The 18,644-nt window shown below is 36.1% G+C and carries 15 protein-coding genes and 1 rRNA gene; 5 read left to right on the forward strand and 11 right to left on the reverse strand.

Annotated features, from left to right (window positions below; translation table 11 throughout):
• Positions 1-439 precede the first annotated feature (439 nt).
• Positions 440-554: ribosomal RNA gene (gene rrf, locus ACFILU_RS06075) — 5S ribosomal RNA — on the forward strand.
• Between the two features lie 408 nt (positions 555-962).
• On the opposite strand, the gene ACFILU_RS06080 is transcribed toward rrf, so the two are convergent.
• The 6 genes from ACFILU_RS06080 to parA all read right to left on the reverse strand — a co-directional run bounded on the left by ACFILU_RS06080 (position 963) and on the right by parA (position 7,811).
• Positions 963-1,367, reverse strand: coding sequence for a flagellar protein FlgN (locus ACFILU_RS06080; protein WP_375675192.1), 405 nt, complete (start codon positions 1,365-1,367; stop codon positions 963-965).
• Positions 1,368-4,191: 2,824 nt separating this feature from the next.
• Complete coding sequence (locus tag ACFILU_RS06085) at positions 4,192-4,338, reverse strand: hypothetical protein (protein WP_375653175.1); 147 nt, start codon at positions 4,336-4,338, stop codon at positions 4,192-4,194.
• An 883-nt stretch (positions 4,339-5,221) separates the two neighbouring features.
• Positions 5,222-5,440 (reverse strand): EexN family lipoprotein, encoded by a 219-nt coding sequence (locus ACFILU_RS06090; protein WP_273790972.1) that lies wholly within the window; start codon positions 5,438-5,440, stop codon positions 5,222-5,224.
• Between the two features lie 186 nt (positions 5,441-5,626).
• The gene (locus ACFILU_RS06095; protein ID WP_375675194.1) at positions 5,627-5,914 is read right to left on the reverse strand and encodes an EexN family lipoprotein; all 288 of its coding nucleotides are present in this window, start codon (positions 5,912-5,914) and stop codon (positions 5,627-5,629) included.
• Between the two features lie 1,040 nt (positions 5,915-6,954).
• Complete coding sequence (locus ACFILU_RS06100) at positions 6,955-7,185, reverse strand: plasmid partition protein ParG (RefSeq protein WP_273790969.1); 231 nt, start codon at positions 7,183-7,185, stop codon at positions 6,955-6,957.
• Positions 7,182-7,811, reverse strand: coding sequence for a ParA family partition ATPase (parA, locus tag ACFILU_RS06105; protein WP_273790968.1), 630 nt, complete (start codon positions 7,809-7,811; stop codon positions 7,182-7,184). The genes ACFILU_RS06100 and parA overlap by 4 nt, the downstream gene beginning before the upstream one ends.
• A gap of 994 nt (positions 7,812-8,805) precedes the next feature.
• On the opposite strand from parA, the gene ACFILU_RS06110 reads away from it, so the two are divergent.
• A complete protein-coding gene (locus ACFILU_RS06110; RefSeq protein WP_375610590.1) occupies positions 8,806-9,135 on the forward strand; it encodes a TIGR01244 family sulfur transferase in 330 nt (109 codons plus the stop codon).
• 655 nt (positions 9,136-9,790) lie between these two features.
• Here ACFILU_RS06110 and ACFILU_RS06115 read toward each other — a convergent pair.
• The 3 genes from ACFILU_RS06115 to ACFILU_RS06125 all read right to left on the reverse strand — a co-directional run bounded on the left by ACFILU_RS06115 (position 9,791) and on the right by ACFILU_RS06125 (position 13,095).
• Positions 9,791-9,931, reverse strand: a complete 141-nt coding sequence (locus ACFILU_RS06115) for a hypothetical protein (protein ID WP_375637739.1) — start codon at positions 9,929-9,931, stop codon at positions 9,791-9,793.
• 1,317 nt (positions 9,932-11,248) lie between these two features.
• Positions 11,249-12,250 (reverse strand): bifunctional riboflavin kinase/FAD synthetase, encoded by a 1,002-nt coding sequence (locus ACFILU_RS06120; protein ID WP_273790966.1) that lies wholly within the window; start codon positions 12,248-12,250, stop codon positions 11,249-11,251.
• The gene (locus tag ACFILU_RS06125) at positions 12,250-13,095 is read right to left on the reverse strand and encodes a TIGR01459 family HAD-type hydrolase (RefSeq protein ID WP_375675196.1); all 846 of its coding nucleotides are present in this window, start codon (positions 13,093-13,095) and stop codon (positions 12,250-12,252) included. The genes ACFILU_RS06120 and ACFILU_RS06125 overlap by 1 nt, the downstream gene beginning before the upstream one ends.
• A 1,190-nt stretch (positions 13,096-14,285) precedes the next feature.
• On the opposite strand from ACFILU_RS06125, the gene ACFILU_RS06130 reads away from it, so the two are divergent.
• Positions 14,286-14,573 carry a helix-turn-helix domain-containing protein gene (locus ACFILU_RS06130; RefSeq protein ID WP_375675197.1) on the forward strand — a complete coding sequence of 96 codons (288 nt, stop codon included), beginning with the start codon at positions 14,286-14,288 and terminating at the stop codon, positions 14,571-14,573.
• A 1,013-nt stretch (positions 14,574-15,586) separates the two neighbouring features.
• On the opposite strand, the gene ACFILU_RS06135 is transcribed toward ACFILU_RS06130, so the two are convergent.
• Complete coding sequence (locus ACFILU_RS06135) at positions 15,587-15,820, reverse strand: EexN family lipoprotein (protein ID WP_375675225.1); 234 nt, start codon at positions 15,818-15,820, stop codon at positions 15,587-15,589.
• Between the two features lie 1,049 nt (positions 15,821-16,869).
• Positions 16,870-17,595, reverse strand: a complete 726-nt coding sequence (locus tag ACFILU_RS06140; RefSeq protein WP_375675198.1) for a hypothetical protein — start codon at positions 17,593-17,595, stop codon at positions 16,870-16,872.
• Between the two features lie 398 nt (positions 17,596-17,993).
• On the opposite strand from ACFILU_RS06140, the gene ACFILU_RS06145 reads away from it, so the two are divergent.
• Together ACFILU_RS06145 and ACFILU_RS06150 are read left to right on the forward strand one after the other, a co-directional pair.
• The gene (locus tag ACFILU_RS06145; RefSeq protein ID WP_375675199.1) at positions 17,994-18,314 is read left to right on the forward strand and encodes a TrbC/VirB2 family protein; all 321 of its coding nucleotides are present in this window, start codon (positions 17,994-17,996) and stop codon (positions 18,312-18,314) included.
• Positions 18,315-18,623: a type IV secretion system protein VirB3 gene (locus ACFILU_RS06150; RefSeq protein ID WP_212112790.1), complete on the forward strand. Its 309-nt coding sequence runs from the start codon at positions 18,315-18,317 to the stop codon at positions 18,621-18,623.
• Positions 18,624-18,644: the final 21 nt, after the last annotated feature.

Consider the following 18,644-nt stretch of genomic DNA (forward strand, 5'->3'; position numbering starts at 1 on the left):
TTTTGTCGTGCATGAAGGACGTGCCCCCAGTAAAAAATACAATAAAAAAAGCGTGAAACAATACGTAATCTTCATTATTTAACAGATAGTGCTTTAGATACTTTTGAAAGACATAAAGCTAAATTAAAGGACGGCAGGACAGAGGGAAGCTGATTTCTCCCCCTTTATTCTTTCCCAATGAGATTGCCGCCCCATTTCAAATATTACGCCAACAAAGATATACGCAATATATCCACTCAAATCTGGATGCTCTCTCCAATCTGACATACAAAAACTAAAAACAGCAGAAAGAAAATATTAAACCGCTTTAATTTTTGTCTCAAACATATAGATTTAAACAACGAACCGCTTCATATCACCACACTTCAAAGAACAATACTCCATGAGGCTTATAAGCAATATTCATCACATACTCTTCATCATTCATGCTTTTTGCTGACTTTGTGGTTATGGCGGAGTGAATGCACCAGATCCCATCCCGAACTCGGCCGTGAAACGCTCCAGCGCTGATGGTACTTTGCCTTAAGGCACGGGAGAGTAAGTCGCCGCTAGGTCTGCTAAATGCGCATGCAAAAGACTCTAATGTATAAACCTTACATTACCACAGCCCCAAGGAAGCTGTTTTTAAAGCATCACAGGCTGGTCTAAATATCCTCTTGATCGCCTCTCCCTAAACTAAAAAATGAAGCCCCCTATTAACTTAGTCTGCAAACAATTCTCTGTAAATAATCCGCCTTCTCTGAGTTCTCTTTCAGCCAGTTTCCCAAAACATGCGGTTCACATCACTACACCTTAAAAGACACTGTTTTAAGAACAGCATTTTACAGTACAACAGGATAATAATTTAAATACCCAAATGCACTTAAAACAAGTCTACTCACTAAACGCACTATTTATCCAAATCAACTGCCCTACCTAATCATTGTCATGACTTAGAACAGCCCGTATTAAGCAGATTTGAATCATTCCTCTATTTCTTTTGCAAGTCCAGATAGTTGTATAGCTCTAGAAAGATCATTAACTGCATTTAAATGTGTTTGAAGTAATTCACTATTACGCTGTAATTTTTCTTGTAAATCAGACAACAAACTTTCAACCTCATGCTCAATATCTTGATTCATGTAGCGCTTCACATCACTCATGGATTTATTAAGATCACGCAAACCACGTATTTTACGCAAATTTATTTCTTCGTAATCTGGAACACCACTGCTCTCTAGCATATTGCTTTCATAATCAACAACTTGAGCTAATCCTTTAACAGCAGCAACAAATTTTGTCATCGCCCAATCACGATCAATAAGATTATTATCAAGAACTTTTGCTTTTGCTGCAAAACTATCATCACCATATTGCACTACAGACATTTTTACTTCCCCTTCAACACTATTGTTCAATCTTACTTTCAAATGAGGGAGATTAAACAGGTTCTCTTCAATGCTGATACACTCAACCAAGCTCGTGGTGCAAACATTGCTCAAACAACAGCACGACAATCCTTCAAAGCGTATACCACTTCAACTTTCAACGCATTCTCTTCAAATATTTTTCTTGCTTTGCTCCAAAACCATCATTGCGGCTATACTAATTCATCAAAACGCTATAAACTCAAACCTTACGATAATATCGAAACTTCCATATTTGTTCTGTCTATTTCGCTTTACCGATTTTATCTTTGCCTATTTTATCACCAGTACGTCTTCAACAGAAAACAACAATGCTCTCACGAAAACTTCGGCCACAAAAACTATCTGCCGACAAAAACCCGCAGCCTATCTTGCAGCATATAAAAACGTAAGCCCATTAAAAATTTCAGCATTTTACCGATAGCAGCATTTTACCCTCCATAACCGTATGGCTCTCTCTGCACCTAAACCTGTATACCTTCTGGCGTCCCATAAGATGGCACCCTACAAGATCAGTTTGCACCCATTCAAAAAGACATCCCCTCTCCCATGCTCTTTCTGCACACATGCAGTATTTCGCATAAAACACAAAAAGAATGCTCTTTTGAACAGATCAGCCATACAGCAATATAAAAAAAGACATCTTAAAATAGCTAAACAGCCATCAATCTTCCTTTTTTAAGTTATCATTCGCTTTTCTTTGCAATGAACGACTATATAAGATTTTTTGAACCTTTTCAAGAATTTCTTAGCCAATCAGTTCGATACGTCTTCAATCGCATATTCACGCGCTTGTTTTAAAGAAACATCTCGTAAGTGCACCCAAGCCTATTTCGCGCCGCGGCCCATGAATGGTATAATGATAAATCTTCCATGACATGTATAAAATCCATTGAGCACTTTCCATCTTTACGCTTAATAAAAGAAGCAAGCCAGCACCATCATATATTTTGCTAACCCCTTATATTCTGATACCCTTGGCACTTGAGATGGTTCATAAAGCGTGGCCTTTCTTGTACAATTTCTCTGCGCATGGGAGCTCCCTGCTTGTAACTGCAAAAGACATTGTTTTAGTTAATTCACCACGAAACAGATTTGGAATGAAAAAAATTCCAGTATTCAGGGCTCTAATTCAAGTTGAATAACGATAGATTATCATTATAAATCAAAATATTATCCAATGCATAATGCTTAATGCTCCCCCACATTGATATTTTCAGAATTTCCACAGTATCTTCCTATAGATTATTTCGCTCCATAAAACAGTTTGCTCTTAATATCGCGGCTTTACATGCGCTACTAGTATAAAAACAGAGAAACAATCATTTTATAATCAAGGTACAATTTTTGTTACGAACTTTCTCTCGTTTTTAACCTTCTAAATGCGGCTCTTCTCTTTCATAATCATCACATTTCAAATCTATTCCATGTTGAATAAATTAACATCACTTGCTTGCACATCACAAACAACGCCCTGATGTGTTGATAAAATACGCTGAAAGAAAAATGCCTCTTATGAACCTTAGCAAATGCCAAGAACTATAATAAATATTGGAAGCAAGCGTACGATGATTGTGACTTGCTCTTTCATAAGTATAAAGATGATAGCATTCTACAGATTTTTATATTATTCAAAGTTTATATTATTTCACGAGAGCTTTACTGTTATACTAGTCACATTTACCGTTATACCATTTACGAATGTCATCGTAAAATGTCTGTCGTGTGCGTTGAGAGATGTTTCTTTAAAACAAGTACATAAATATGCAATACTAATATACAACATAAGTATATTTCGTTTGGAACGTTCTTTACTTTTGTGTAAAACATGCCCCATTAGAACAGCATTAACCAATCTTGCTATGAGATAAACGATCAAAAAACATTTTTGTCTTCCTCCGCTCACTTTAAAGGACCAAGATCTTAACTCAATCGGCTCTGTACGCAGTCCGAATTTTTGTCAAACGATCTTCTCTTGACTTCCACTCTTGTGATTCACTTAAACGAAAGGCTCAATAAATAAACCTACAAATATTCATCGCACACTAAAAAATACTTAAACGTTCCAAGAAAACTTATATGCCTTATATTACCGTTATAAATGACAGTGCTTTATAGCATAACAGGAAAAAAAAGTTTCCAGCAACACAAAACTTACAAAAGCAATCAATAGTCCTTTTAAAGCTTTCTTTTTTAGGATTCACAATACTCCCACTCCTTAAGCTTTTATAAAAAAGGAACGATTTTAAGCTTGCCGAATATATTGTAGCAGCATATATTACAGATATGTAACATATTGTTATTCATAAAATCACCTCAAAAAGAACAGAAAGAGGTTTTTATGGCTGATCTCGTAAAAGCCGCTATGCTTTATTCAACCTTGATTATCACCATCAATGCTTTTGTTGTTATTTTAGTTCTCGTAATAGAAATATACTAAGCATACTCTCTTGGCTTATTGTAATTTGCGCAAATAAGCATCTTAATTTCACATAAGAGCAAAGCAAAATTTTAATTCTACAGATAAACCACACACCCAATTTCAAACATCGCTTGCAACTATTTGAGTGTAAACTCTGCTTTTTGTATGCATTTTTAACCATCAGTGTCCGTCTTTTCACGCTATCTTGAATCTCAACTTCATTCCCACCTTAAAAAACGAAATTTTCTACCAGATCCGATCTGTAAATCATTTGTCTCCTTATTGAGTAAGTTTCTCTTGCTCCCCCCTTCAAGGGCATATCACAATTCTAAAGGATAATATTTCATGAAGCTTATAATAAATCTATTGAACACCATCTTTACCCTTATGAGAAAATAAACCAGCAGCATCACACACTTTTCCAGCCCCAAATGTTGCAACAATCTTTAGCACTTGAGATCGTTCATAAGAGGCATTTTTACTTCTTTCTTCAACAGTTTTTATCCACACGGCTCTCCATGCTTGTAACGTGCAAGCAGATGGTTTTAATTGATTCAACCTAGAACAGATTTGGAATAAGAGAATCTTACTATATTCGAGATCATTATTCAGTATAAAATAATTAAATTATTTTTATAAATAAAAGTGTTATTCAAAAAAATATTCATCACACACTCGAGAACAAAAAACACCTCATACGTAAATTTTTATATGAGCTCCACCGCTCAACATGATAATATCACGACACAATCAAGATAAAAAAATAACAAGGGAAACCCTTGCAAACTCAGAAAAGAGAGGGGAAAAATAAAAAGGTGTGGAAGGCGCTCAATTCCTCACAAATCCGGCAAAACCGTCCTAGCAAAACTGCCTCATATCTTAACTAATGTTATAATATTCTCAAATCAAAAGCAATTTTTTAAAATAGTTTGAGAAAAACATTTGAGTATAAAACGATAATAATTACATTCAGAATGTTTTTCTCTTTATTAAAACAGAGAAAAGTAATTTCCAAACAAATGTTTCCTCCCAATTTTTCCGAAATTAGCCGCAACGCTTAAAGACGATCTTAGTGTGATGAAACATTTATTTGTGATAAAGGCAAAAAAACACCCCAAAGATAGATTTAATCTCATATTTTAAATACATGTAACCAAAACATTAAAAAATTAGTAGTAACACGTAACAACTCATTGGGAGGAAATACTATCTACAATTGAAAGCACTTTTGGGCTGAACAAATGACAGTATAGCATCCGTTTACACAAAGAGTACAGATCGTAAACGACTAATTCTTGAAGCCATAAAAAGACTCTCTAAAAGTTAGAGAGATCCTAAAAAACGCAATAGAATCAAGAACTAAACAATTCCTTACTTATTGAACTGTATGTTTTTAATGAATGCCAAACATAAGTTCCATATATGCTTGTCTGGCATGTTGGCAATTTTTAGATTTCTCCATAGAAGATTGATCCAGCTTTTCACATTTTTTTGCCCACTCTTCGAGTAATGTTTTATCTTTCTTAAATTCCGCTACGCTGTAAGTTTTTTCGCAACCAGCAACGACAAGTCCAGTACAAACCAGCAATGCTATAATAATGGCTTTATTCATCAATAAATTCCCCTTTTTCAAATTTACAAAGTTTAGGACACAATTTAGCACCCGATTAAAATTGTACATTCGGTTCATTGTGCATTTTCAAAAATTTTAAAATCCACTTCTGTGCGCGATTTTTCCCAATCTATGATGATAAATCGCGTACAAAGAAAAATACCGCTATCAATATATTTTTATGATTTAATTGTTGTCCTGCTGTTTTTCAGTTTCATTCCCCTTTTTGCTACTTTCACGAAGTTCCTTTGCAAGATTTCTATAATGCTCTTGAAAAAGTTCCATATCGGCTTGCATGACATTTTGACAATTCTTGGTTTCAAAAGCAGAGGGGCCCATTTTATCGCATTTCTTTCCCCATTCTTGCATCAATTTTTTATCTTTCTTAAATTCTGCTACGCTATAAGTTTTTTCACAACCAGAAACGACAAGTCCCACGCAAAGCAGCCGCGCTGTTATAATGATCTTGTTCATGATTTAACCCCTCTCTTTGTTTTATATTTTATTAACAATATCTTTGGGTTCACATCCCCTCCTATATTGTGACCTTGCGTCTACGTTCCTTTGCAAATACGTACACTTCCAACACAAACATGTTAAATCATGAAAACTGCCTTTCATTTATCAGACTTGCATTTGTAACATTATCTGCACGGCAGCTCTTTGTATTTGAAGTGTTAAAACTTCAGCAAAAATTCTGATATCTTGACACTCTCAAAAAGCTTTTTAATCATTTCTTTTCCTTCAAGAACCTCTTGGTAACGAGAAGCAGCACGATATCTTACCCAAAATTCGTCATGCCTATATTCATTGCAAATTCCCTGCAAACGAAAAAATACACCTTTTAATCAACAGATTGCGCTCTTATCATTTCTAAACCACCGGAAAAGAAAGAAAGCTTTAAGTCCCCCCTGTACTTTTTAAAAGCCAATAGAAATGCTAAAAAAGCGATCTTATACATTCCAATTGAAGAAAAAAGCCTATTTCCTTGCGTACCATTACGACTGGCATTAACTATTTAAGACTATAAAATCATATAAATGTAAGAAATATTGTCTATAATATGCTCAATGACTTCTTTTGTTTATTAGGAATAACTTATAGCGCATCAATATCAGTAAATTTTACTTATTTTTATCCCCCCCCTTTTATAAACATGAATATAATTTAATAAAATGGATTGCTGCATAACAGAAAAAAATAATCAACGCTACTCTTAATTACATTATTTACGCATGTATTAAGTACAATAAACAAAAAAATAACCTGATGTTTAAAAGCATTATCAAGATAATTTTTATGGAAGAATAAACTTATCTACTCATCTAGCGGATAAGATCACAAGTAGTATGATGATTATCACACTTATAGGGAAAAGTTTGAAACGGAGAATTTTTCGCAAACTCATAGCTCTTTCATGCGATGATACAGAACCTTATGAGAAACAACTTGAATGAAGCAACCATCGTGAAAAAGGAAGAGCACTCAAACCAACGAAATTATCGTATCATTTTTTACACTTTTCCGTATTTTTGTGAAAGCAATTCGCGGACCTCATCAGCTATTTTAGTTCCACGACTTGCACAACTGACCTTAATCAACCGATGCAAACTTTCTGGTATATCAATCGTGAGGCGCTTCATACCTCCACTCATGCTCCCTTTGTGGCTTCCTACCCATGCATCCGCTGTTAAAGGAATTGATTTATTCGTTGGTTTTGTGCCGATTTTAATTTTTTTATTCATCGCGCTAACTCCTTGATTTCGGCTGCAACCGCTTCAATCTCTGCTGCTGCTGGTCCTTGCTTATCAACTTCATAAACCGCCTTCCCCTGTGCTGCTGCTTCTGCAAAAATCACGCGCTGCGCAACGCTAGAAGAAAGAACATGCACAGGGTATATGCCAAGAGCTTCGTTCACATCACGCCCTATCGCTGTATTGACTATTTTACGATTAATAACAAAAGCAGATTTGAGATTTTCTTTATAAACACGTGCTTCGTCAATCAGCTTTACAATTCCATCCGCTGCCCAAATATCATAGGGACTAGGCAAAACAGGTATAAGCACCAAATCCGAAGCCATAAGAGCACTACGAGCAAGATCAGTTACACGCGGAGGACCATCGATAATAATATGATCATAACCATGACCAATCTGTGTAATCTCTTTGTGAACCGTTGCACGCGGTAAACCAATAACCGAAAACAAAGGTGCATCTTCACGCGCAGCAGCCCAATCCAATGCGCTTCCCTGTGGATCAACATCAATAAGCAATACCCGTGCACCGGTACGGGCAAAACTGGCCGCAAGATTAACACTCAACGTCGTTTTTCCGACACCTCCCTTTTGATTCAAAAGTCCAATAATCATTTATTACGCCTTTCAGCATTATCGTTTTTACGATTATACAGAAAGTAATAAAAGAAACAAGCATCCAATACGTGCAAAATAACCATTTCTCCTATTTTTAGGATAAATAACAATAGCCCGCAATTTTTTATAATATTCTTTTAGCATGAGCAAAAACATTATGAAGATGATATTCTTGAAAAGAACAAAATAAATTTAAAAGAGGCATGCTCTTCTTCCCCCTCCCTAAAACGAAGATTCTTAAATCCATGTCGATCTGTAAACAATGCGCTGTAAATGATCCAGCTTCTTATTTTGCGCCGGCCTTTTGGGCTTCTCCCTTCATGCTATCCACTTAATACAACTCTACAAACAAGCTCCACTCTGAATATACAACAAACTATAAGGAGAATTCATTGTTTTACGCGTTGAATGAGAGAGCTGAAATCAGGAAGATTCTCTCATTTCATGCCTCTTATATTAAATTAATCAAAATCATATCTCTTGTACGTTACAAGCGGGATTGGCGTGTGGGCAAGAACTGTACAAGAAAGGATTTAAAATGCTTCTTATGCAGAATCTCCAGTACCAAGAACTATTACAATATTGGGGGCTGGCAAATATAATAGGTGCCGACTTCCTTCTTCATAAGCGTAAAAAGGGTGGTGATCCATGAATTTTATACTCTTTGACGCTCGACAGAGTAAAATGGGCTTAAGAGAAATAAGGGTGCCTCTAGCAAGCGCGTAAACAAGCAACACAATGAAATGTCTATGTTTAGTAAACACTATAGATTATCCATAAAGACCAAACATCCGTCTTTCATAAATCGCATAACGAACATGTTGCGGAGTGAGATATTTTGCATCTTATAGCTCATTTTTCCCAAATAGATTTTCTCGACAAAAAGAATATTTTTGTTAAGATGCCACTGAAAAACTTACCTTCATTATGTTCTTTCTATATACCAGACCAGAGGGTATCGTGAAGATCATGCAATTGGGAATAAACAAAAATGAATTTACAACAAATTGAACCTGATATTTTTATCAGCGCCCAACTTAGCATAGAAAATATCAAAACATTGGCACAAGCTGGTTTTAAAACAATTATCTGTAACCGCCCCGATCACGAAGAGCTCCATCAACCTGACTTTTCTAGCATTAAAACGGTCGCAAATGAATATGGCATAAAAGCCTATCACATTCCCATTTCTCCTCCAACTATAGAAAAGTCAGCTGTTGAAGCCATGCAAACAATTTTAAAAACAGCCTCTCTGCCTCTTCTTGCCTATTGTCATCACGGATCACGCTCGCTGCATCTTTATCGTTTAGCGCGTCTTTAAACAGAGGGTTCGCACACTTCCTCCTCGCCTTTAAAGACGAAAATTCTTAAATACACATCGATTTGTAAAAAACAATCTGTCAATAATCTTTGTCTTGCGCCTTTCCCTTGGCTTGCCACTTCATAAAACTCTACAAGCAAGCTTTGCTCCTCAATATACAACAAGCATGCACACCCGACGCCATAAAAATGCGTGAAAATTCATATGATGATCAAAGAAAATTATTTTCACCTCACTTTTTATCACTGCTCCACCTTCTTTTTCTCTTCCTTTACCAATACGAGCTCATTCGTACGCCACAGACACCTAAAACGACAGTAAAACCACTAAGAAAACCCCATATTCCGAATAAAAGGCGTGCAGAGTATTTTATAAAAAAAGCCGTAAGCCATAATCTATGATTAACTACAACATATTGATTTATAACAATTAATTATTTTGCACGTTGAATGATAAATCCTAATACCGTAAGATTCTCTCAAGTCTATTTATAGTGAAGCAATCAAAAGCGTGTTTCTTGCATGTCACAAGCAGGAAGTATTCGTGTGAAATAAAACGAGTTAAGAACAAACTCTCATAAACGCTCTCAAATAGCCAAGACTGTACAAAACTGAAGGCTTGTCAATATAACGGATGGTGTCGGATTGCTCTTTTATTAGGCATAAAGATGATAGCGCTCAACGAAGCTTGCACGATACCATTCATGAGAGCCATCATGAAAATGAATATGGGAAGCGTTGAGAGATATTTCTTCAAAAGAAGCGCATAAATTAGCAAAACAAGGATATTCCAGCATTTTATTTTACCTGTGGGGCGTGATATCCTATTCAAAGAACAACAAAAGCCTGAAGCTGTTATTTTCATGATTTAAGAGATATTGCTCTGGACCCTTTTGAAAGTAGCAAAGCCGAATTTAAAAAAGACTGTCATCTGGACTGATTTTCCCCTTTATAACTTCATATTTTCCCCAATAAAGCTGTAAACCGGTTTCAGAGATTACGCAAATGGATAATGCAATAGGGCTCTCCTCATCTAGCATACAAAAGCTGTAACAGTAGAGAGAGCATTAAAGCGCTTTAATCTTTGTCTCAAACATACTGCTCGCGTTGAGGAACACTAAAGAAAAAGTTTTATAAGAAAAACAACACCATAAAGTCATGAATAGACCGAACATAGATTGGAAAGATGTTCTAACTTTTATCCAATATTTCTATCAAAAAACAACAAAACATTATTGGCTTTGTGTTTTCATATCCTTACAAGACTGTCTTTCCTTTTCATTATAGGCGTTACATTTGTGAAAGACAAAGGAAGTATATGGATAGTTTTTAACTTGAAAATCTGAAAGATTGACGTGTTACGACAACAAAATTGTGCCTTTATCCATCAAAAGCATTAGAAATTTTGAAACAAATATACCTGCTTTCTCGCAATGATTTCTTTTTATCTGCAATCAATCGCAGTCTCCTTAATGTGAATTCCCCATCACAATATACAAGAGAAACGAAACTTAAAGCATTTTCCAGCAGCTTCATTCTCGTTTACGTGATTGGTTAGCACGAAAACTGCTGCTGACCACTAATCTTCTTCACAAGACTCGACAAACAAAACTTTTGTAAAAATATTCATTACATAATACAAAATATCACATGCGTAAGGTTACACGAACCAACTCTCATCATAAACGATGATACGGCATAAATGACATAATAAGCCAAATTAGAAAAAAGAAACAATAAACTTTTAAAATAAAAAAAGTCATCAATTAAATTTTATCAAACTATAAGCTTAAAATCGCAAGAAATTTTAAAAACAGCCTTTCTCCTTCTTCACGTCTATTATTGCTAAATAGGCTGGTTGCTTATTCTTTACTGCATCTTTTATGACGAGTTTTAACGTATCAGAAAGAAACAAGCAGTAAAGTTTTGAATGACAACAAAAACCATAAAGTTAACTTTGAAAAAAATGATGCCAAAATCAGATCTTCAGATATTCGATTCTCCCTCTCAACAACGGAAAAAACATATATTCCACGATGTTTTGGAATATATGTTTGTGATTATAATCACTTTAAGTGCTATTTTTACAGCTCTTCTCTCTTTTTCAGATCAGTTTAGGACATATTTTTAAAAGTAAGCAGCCTATCCAACGTTGATAATGGTTGTACTGTCTTTAAAATTTCTTTTGCTTTTTTTTCATCACGATGCATTTGCGCAATCAAAGGTTCAAGCCCATCAAATTTTTCTTGTCCTCGCAAAAACTGGAAAAAAGAAACGGTACAGCTTTCCCCATAAAGGTCGTCGTTAAAGTCAAACAAATAGGTTTCCAAAAGGGGAGCACCATCTTTAACAACCGTTGGACGACAACCAAAGCTTGCAACACCATCATACAAAACACCGTTCGCACGACGCAAACGTACCGCATAAACACCATGAGCCAAACGAACTTGGGGAGGCAACATTTGATTAGCGGTAGGAAATCCCAAAAGACGTCCAAGTTTTTCACCTTGAATAATATTGGAGCGTATCCGATAGTGATACCCTAATAAATGGGCTGCTTTGTCCACTTCCCCTTGTGAGAGAAGTTGCCGAATAAAACTAGAAGAAATGATCAAAGGTTGTGAATCTTGAGAACGAGAAACGCAAGAAACTTGCACAACCTCAAATCCATATTTCTCTCCCCTTTGGCAAAGAAGATGTACATTTCCGCTTTTCTGATGACCAAATTGAAAATTTTCGCCTGTCACCACAACTGAAACATCAAAAACTTCCTTTAAAAACGACTTGATAAATTCGTCCGCTGAAAGAGCGGCAAACTGTGCATCAAACGGCTGTTCAATCACGCAGTCAAAGCCAAGGGTTTTAAAAATTTCAGCTTTTTCAGCTGCCTCTGTCAAACGATAGACAGGAGCTGAATGTTGAAAAAAACTTCTTGGATGGGGTTCAAAGGTTAAAACAACTGCTGGTTTCTTTTTTATACGGGCGAAATCAAGCGCTTTTTGCAACACCACCTGATGTCCGCAATGAACACCATCAAAATTTCCAAGTGCCAACACTGCTCCCCGCCAAGCCGAGGGAAACATATGAATTCCCTGAAGACGCAAAAAATTAGTCATTACTGAAGTACCCACATGATTGCTTGTGGTTTATAACCATGACGTTCAAGAAAAGAATGCAAAGCTTGCTTATCAACCACACCATTTTGCGTATAATCATAATGATGAATCCCCCCCATAATATAAAGGGCATCAAGACCAAAATGAGCCGCCCCCTTAATATCCGTTAAAAGACCATCACCAATAGCTAAAACTTGACTTTTTTCTACTGTTCCCCGTATTTTTTGAAGTTTTTCAAAGGCACATTCATAAATAGGCGCGTGAGGTTTTCCAGCAATGCGCACCTCCCCCCCTAATTGTTGATAAAGACGAGCCAATGCACCAGCGCACCAAAATTCTTTATTTCCATAATGGACAATCACATCTGGGTTCGCACAAATAAAAGGTAAATTCCGCGACCGCATGCGACGAAACATCTCCTCATAAGCAGAGGGTTCTTCGTCAAAATCTTCAAGAAAACCGCTACAGACGACAACAGAAGCCTCCCATTCTTCAACAAATTCACACTCTAACCCTTCAAACAGCACCAAATCATGCTGTGGACCAATGAAAAAAACTTTACGCGGAGCAGTCAGAATAAGATCGCGCGTTACATCCCCTGAAGTGATAATGGCATCATAATAGTCGCTATGAACATTCATACTTTGTAATTGAGCAGCAACATCTTCCCGTAGCCGAGGAGAATTGGTCAATAAAATGACAGTTTTTCCCATTTGTCGGATTTTATACAACGCCTTCAACGCTGGTTCAAATGCATGTACACCGTTATGCACAACACCCCACACATCACAAAAAACAGCATCATAATGCGCTATAATAGTCTCAATATGGGTAACTTCATTCATGGTGCACCTATCTCTATTTGTCATTTAAAGCTGTCTTTTACTTCAAAATTACTTACCGAAAGATAATACTTGTGTCATCTGCTTTCTCAAACCATATCCCAACTTTTTATCGTCTATAGAGATCATAAGAAATGATAAAATAACTAAGTTATCATTAAGTTGTGCAAAATTCTAAAATGCTTGATAACAAAAGCTTATCATTCCCCAATGCTCATTTTTCTCATAAAAATTTTAATTCTAACAACAACGACGTTGGTAGAGTTTTTGATCTAAAATACTCAAATTCTTCACTGAGAAAATAAACGTATCCCCCTCTTAAAAACATGCATCATGAGAAAGCCCAATATATTTTCGCATTTCAAATCTGTTTATATTGAATCAATCAAAACTATTGACTTACACATTATAAGCGGAGAGCCTACAGATAAAAACACGTGAAGAAAGAAAAAATAGCTCTTATGCTCCCTTTCAAAGGCAAAAACTGTCGTAATATTTTGAACTGGCCGAGAGTATATGCCGTCCGAGCATCTTTTTTTCAATATAGCTTTTATCCCATTCATAGAGGCTTTTACGCTATATACTTTACGAAGCACCATTGTAAAATAGGCGCTAACATTGAGAAATATCTTCTTAAAAAAATGTGTGAATATACAACAATCAGATCTATAATGTTTTGAGTTTATTTTGCATGAGGGCTCTTTACTCATAAAAGCTTTCCCCTATCATCATGATATCTCAGACGCATCAAAACAAGCCATTTTGGTTATTGGTTAAGAGCAACACCGTAAGCGGTGCCTTGAGCTTAAAAACCAAGGTTTACCTTCGTAAAATGCATATCTGATGTCATGCGTTTAGTAAGCAAACCTTAAAAGTTTGAAAGGCAAACAACCTCTCATTTGGAAAAATCTGTCCGTCTCAAGAAAAACTATTTTTATTGCCAATCTCCTAAAATTACTTTATGAGTCAGAAAGTGTCTTGGTCGCATACGCAACGACCAATAGGGATTAAAAGCCTGAAAACTCAAACATGAATTGACCCCGCTTTGCGGATATCCCGGAATTCCGGGAGATTTTGCTATGTCCAAGTGCTTCTCAGCACTAAAAGAAAAATGCTGATTTGAGTTCAGTACTTTTAACTCCCGGAATACTCATGCGAGGGCGCTCGCAACCGGTGGGGGAAAAATGCTAAAAATGTCTCAAAAAACATTAGGGCATTATTTAGGTGTCACTTTCCAACAAATCCAGAAATATGAAAAAAGCTTAAATCGCGTGAGCGCAGGGCGTTTAAAGGAAATTTCCGATATTTTGAATGTTCCACTTGCCTTTTTTTACACTGATATCATCAAAAAAGACAACACCCCGTACCATTATGATGAAATCGCCTCGAGCAAAGAGGAATATTTGCTTTTAAAAAGTTTTAGAGTCCTCACATCTGTCAAACAGAAAGCGATTTTAAACTTAATTTGTGATCAAAATTAAAACGCTTTAAAAGCATAGCTATAGGGTACTACATGCCCTATTCTTGGCTTTCTCCCCACACCTTCAAAGGATGCAACCCCCTTCTTAAACCGGTTGATGAATAATCCGCCTTCTCAAAAATAGCTCCTTCTCAGATTCCCATTTCATATGGTTCCTTTCACAAAATTATACAAGCAAGCCATCCCTTGAATATTCATCACACTCTCTCATCAAAACACCCCATGTATAAAGTCTTATGTCTTATATCACCACACCCGCAAACGATAGCGTTTTACAGCACAACAGAATAAGCATTTATCCGTATTTAAAGGGGGCTACCTTTTCGCTATGGACGCTCTCTTTATTTTAGATGATGTGCATTTAATATACCTGCTATAAAGACTTAGTATCTGTTATAAAGTTTTAAAGGCATATTTTTCCTCTAAAATCTCAATGCTACAGCAACTCTATCATAAGGCAACATGTTGATTTATAATGAGTATTCATTATTGTACATGTTAAATGAGAATCCAGAATATCGTAAGATTCTTTCATTTCAAATCTGTCTATCTTGAAACAACCAAAACTATATCTCTTGCAGGTTACAAGTGGGAAGAGGCGTATGGATAAAAACTATTAAGTAAGAATTAAAAATGCCTCTAATGAACCGTCTCAAGTACCAAGAGCTGTAAGCAACACCCACGAGCTGGCAAACTATGTGATGGTGCAAGGCTTACTCCGTTATGAAGCGTAAAGATGGGGGGCTCAATGGCTTTACCGTTATACCCTTTACGAACAGCGTCGCAAAATAGGCTTGGATACCTTGAGAGATATTTCTATAAGACAATGTATCTAGTTCTCTCATGATCATAATCCTCAATCTGATAAAGTTGAAACAAACAATAGGATTGCGAATATGATTTAGGGAGCTCATCTGAAAGATGAAAAATGATAAAAAATTCCGCTATAACAATTGAAGAAGCGAGTATTCGTTGAGCCGTAACTTCTTTATTTTAGAATTTTTATATCACACTTTACTGTTGAGATGCATGACCACTGTCTGTAACATCAAGCTTTGGCGAGAAAAACATTTCAGTATCTGCTTGTAAGACATTTTGACAGTTTTTAGATTCCTTAACAGCTTGTCCTGAAAAAAAACACTTCATTCCCCATTCTTCTTTTAATTTTGCATCTTTTTTAAAATCTTCTACGCTATAGTTTTTTTTACACCCCACGACGAATAATAGAGCCGTGCATAATAAAATAATTTTTTTTTCATTTTATCCCTCTTTAAATATCTTATCTGTTAATATCATCCCCCCAAATGAGGGTTGAATTTTCACACTGTATGAGAATACAGCCTCACTATCACTGACTTGCTTTCAAAGTGAACACTCTGAGTAAAATAACGCAAAGAAGAGCTCACAATAGCTATCATATGAGTTTGTCATAAAATACAATGAGAAGGGAAAGGGCCAAAACTGAACACAAATGACGAAATCAGAAGGCGCATTAATGCTTTTGTCCAACTGATTTCAAATAGTTACATTGCAATAGGCATCGCCCCTAGCCCTATAGAAAGCCTATGAGCATTATAATACTTAAGTCTCACGATCATTGAACCACAAAGCCATAACAAAAAAGTATGAGCTCTTTTTACCTATTTGTATGTTGATTATTGTTCCCCCATCGAATGCTTAAATAGAAACGTTTTATGGTACATAGAAAACAATCAACAAGGCAAATCATTTTTACGAAGATTTCTTCGTGTAGAGTCTACTTGAAATCCATCCATCTTTTAGAAATCTGAATTTAGAAGCAGATAATTATGAAAGTTTTTCAAGGAATGCAACAGATTGATCACTTTTAAAGAAGTAAAAAACGTGATCCAATCCTGAAGATAAAATTCTGATGAAGAAAACTTTTGCTAGGAATTCTTTTAAGGCATTGTAAAATATTCTATCAGTTATATCAAACGTTATCCCATTTTGGGGGCTGTTCATTTTTCACTTTTTCAACTTCGCTCTAGAAATCCGTTTCTTGAGCGTTTTTTATCGTCTCACTTTCTCCTTCAAACACAAATACTCAAAAATGCTTTGCCACCAACAATGAAGTTTTCCTGCTTGTATAAAACACATAAGTAAAAATAGAAGAGCGATTTTGAGAGCAAACCTCCCTGAAAAAGGAAGTATCATCCATTTACTTCATAAACGAAAATAATCTCACGGTTTATTCACATTTGCTCTATGGTTTGGTACAATTTTATTGATAAAGCTTTCTCTATAAAGATTTAAGTAAATATGTTCGTTAAAACCAATCACGGACTTGCAAAGGGGTTGTAAGATCCATTATCTCTCCGCCATTTTAAAGGTTCAGTGAAATCACTTGACCAAAGACCAATCTTGTTGCCACGTGCTTTTTCTTCCGCATGATGATACTGGGCTGGAATAGGATTTTTTCCCTCTTTTGAGAGTACCAACATACCTTCTGTAAGACCTGCCTCAGCTAAATCAACCCCTTGAACAAAACATTGCGCATAATAAACACCATTGTGCATCAAAGCCTGTTTACAGGATAAATCCTGCCCAAGTGTTTTGGTGACAAGCCAAGCCGTTGTAACCACACCACAGGGCCATTCTTGATCATTTAATCTTGCTTTTTGACGGGGTGCACATGTGTCTACACCATAAAGATGAATATCACGGATGATATGTGATCGCCAAGATTGTGCAGAAGGCGTCAGTAATTTAAATGTAACCCCACTTGTAACAGAAGCCTTACCATGAAAAACAACAGCATTATTTGCAACATCATTTAATGAAACACTCTTCTGCAAATCGAGAGCTGATTCATTTTTTTCTAATTGCTGTTTGGTGATAGATTTACCCAACTTTTTTTCTTCTCGATAGAGATCGACAATATCTTGTATATCTTGCGTCTCAAATGTTTTAAGAATGCTGAAATCCATTTTATCTTTATATTGGCTTAATCCCCACACTATGGAACCCATAATGTAAACAATAACAATCAATTTAAATAGCATTTCTTAACACGCTCGCTCAAAAAATTCATTGTTTTTCTATCCTTTCACATTATTTATCAGCAATCCCCTTGTTTTTAAAGAAAAAATTCAAATATCTGTGTTGCATATTAACTACACTTTGTAAAGAATAATATTCCTTCTTGCATTGTTTTAATATTGTTGTTTTTACAAACGAGTACAACTTAAAATTGCCATTTTCATGTAGCACAATCTCAATTTGAAAAGACTTCTGTCTCTTTAAGAAGAAGAGCTTGAGAGTGAACAGATCCACGATCAAGGCTTTAAAAACAAACAAATGAGGAGAATTAAACTGTCATCAAATGACAACACTCTCCAGTTTGTTAGAGGCAATGGAATGTCGACATATGAACAAATATTATTTGTTAAAGAGAGGTAAAATGACAGATAATAGATTCCAAAACATCATTTTTATCGTGACCATGCTGCTTTTTACGGCAGTTTTTGTATCTGATCTTTCTTATGCTGCTCCTGCTGCTAGTGAAGGTGGTTTCGGGAATCTTGATGGTGTTTTAGGCAACATTGTCGCAATGATGACGGGTGCAACGGCAAAGCTTATTGCAATTATATGTGTTGCTGCTGTGGGGATTGGTTGGATGTACGGCTTTATTGACTTACGCAAAGCAGCTTACTGTGTTCTGGGGATTGCTATTGTTTTTGGTGCCCCTGCTCTCGTTGGTAAATTAGCGGGCACAACATAAATGAACGAAGATACTCTTTTCCTTGCCTGTACGCGCCCAGCCATGTTTGCTGGTGTTACAATGGAAGCGATGGCGCTTAATGTCATGGCGACATCCATTCTTTTCATTTTGACCAGTGATTTTACCATGTTTGGTCTTGGGATTGGGATGCACTTTATTTTGCGAGAAGTGACAAAGTATGATCACAACCAATTTCGCGTATTATTTGCATGGCTCAATACCCGAGGAAAACAAAAAAACCTCAACAGATGGGGAGGAGGTTCGACCTCCCCTTTACGCCTTATCCGCACTTATAAGGAACTAAGCTGAAGGAACGAAGCCGGTGAAACA

The organism is Bartonella sp. CL100XZDX, assembly GCF_042195375.1.
Classification (GTDB): domain Bacteria; phylum Pseudomonadota; class Alphaproteobacteria; order Rhizobiales; family Rhizobiaceae; genus Bartonella.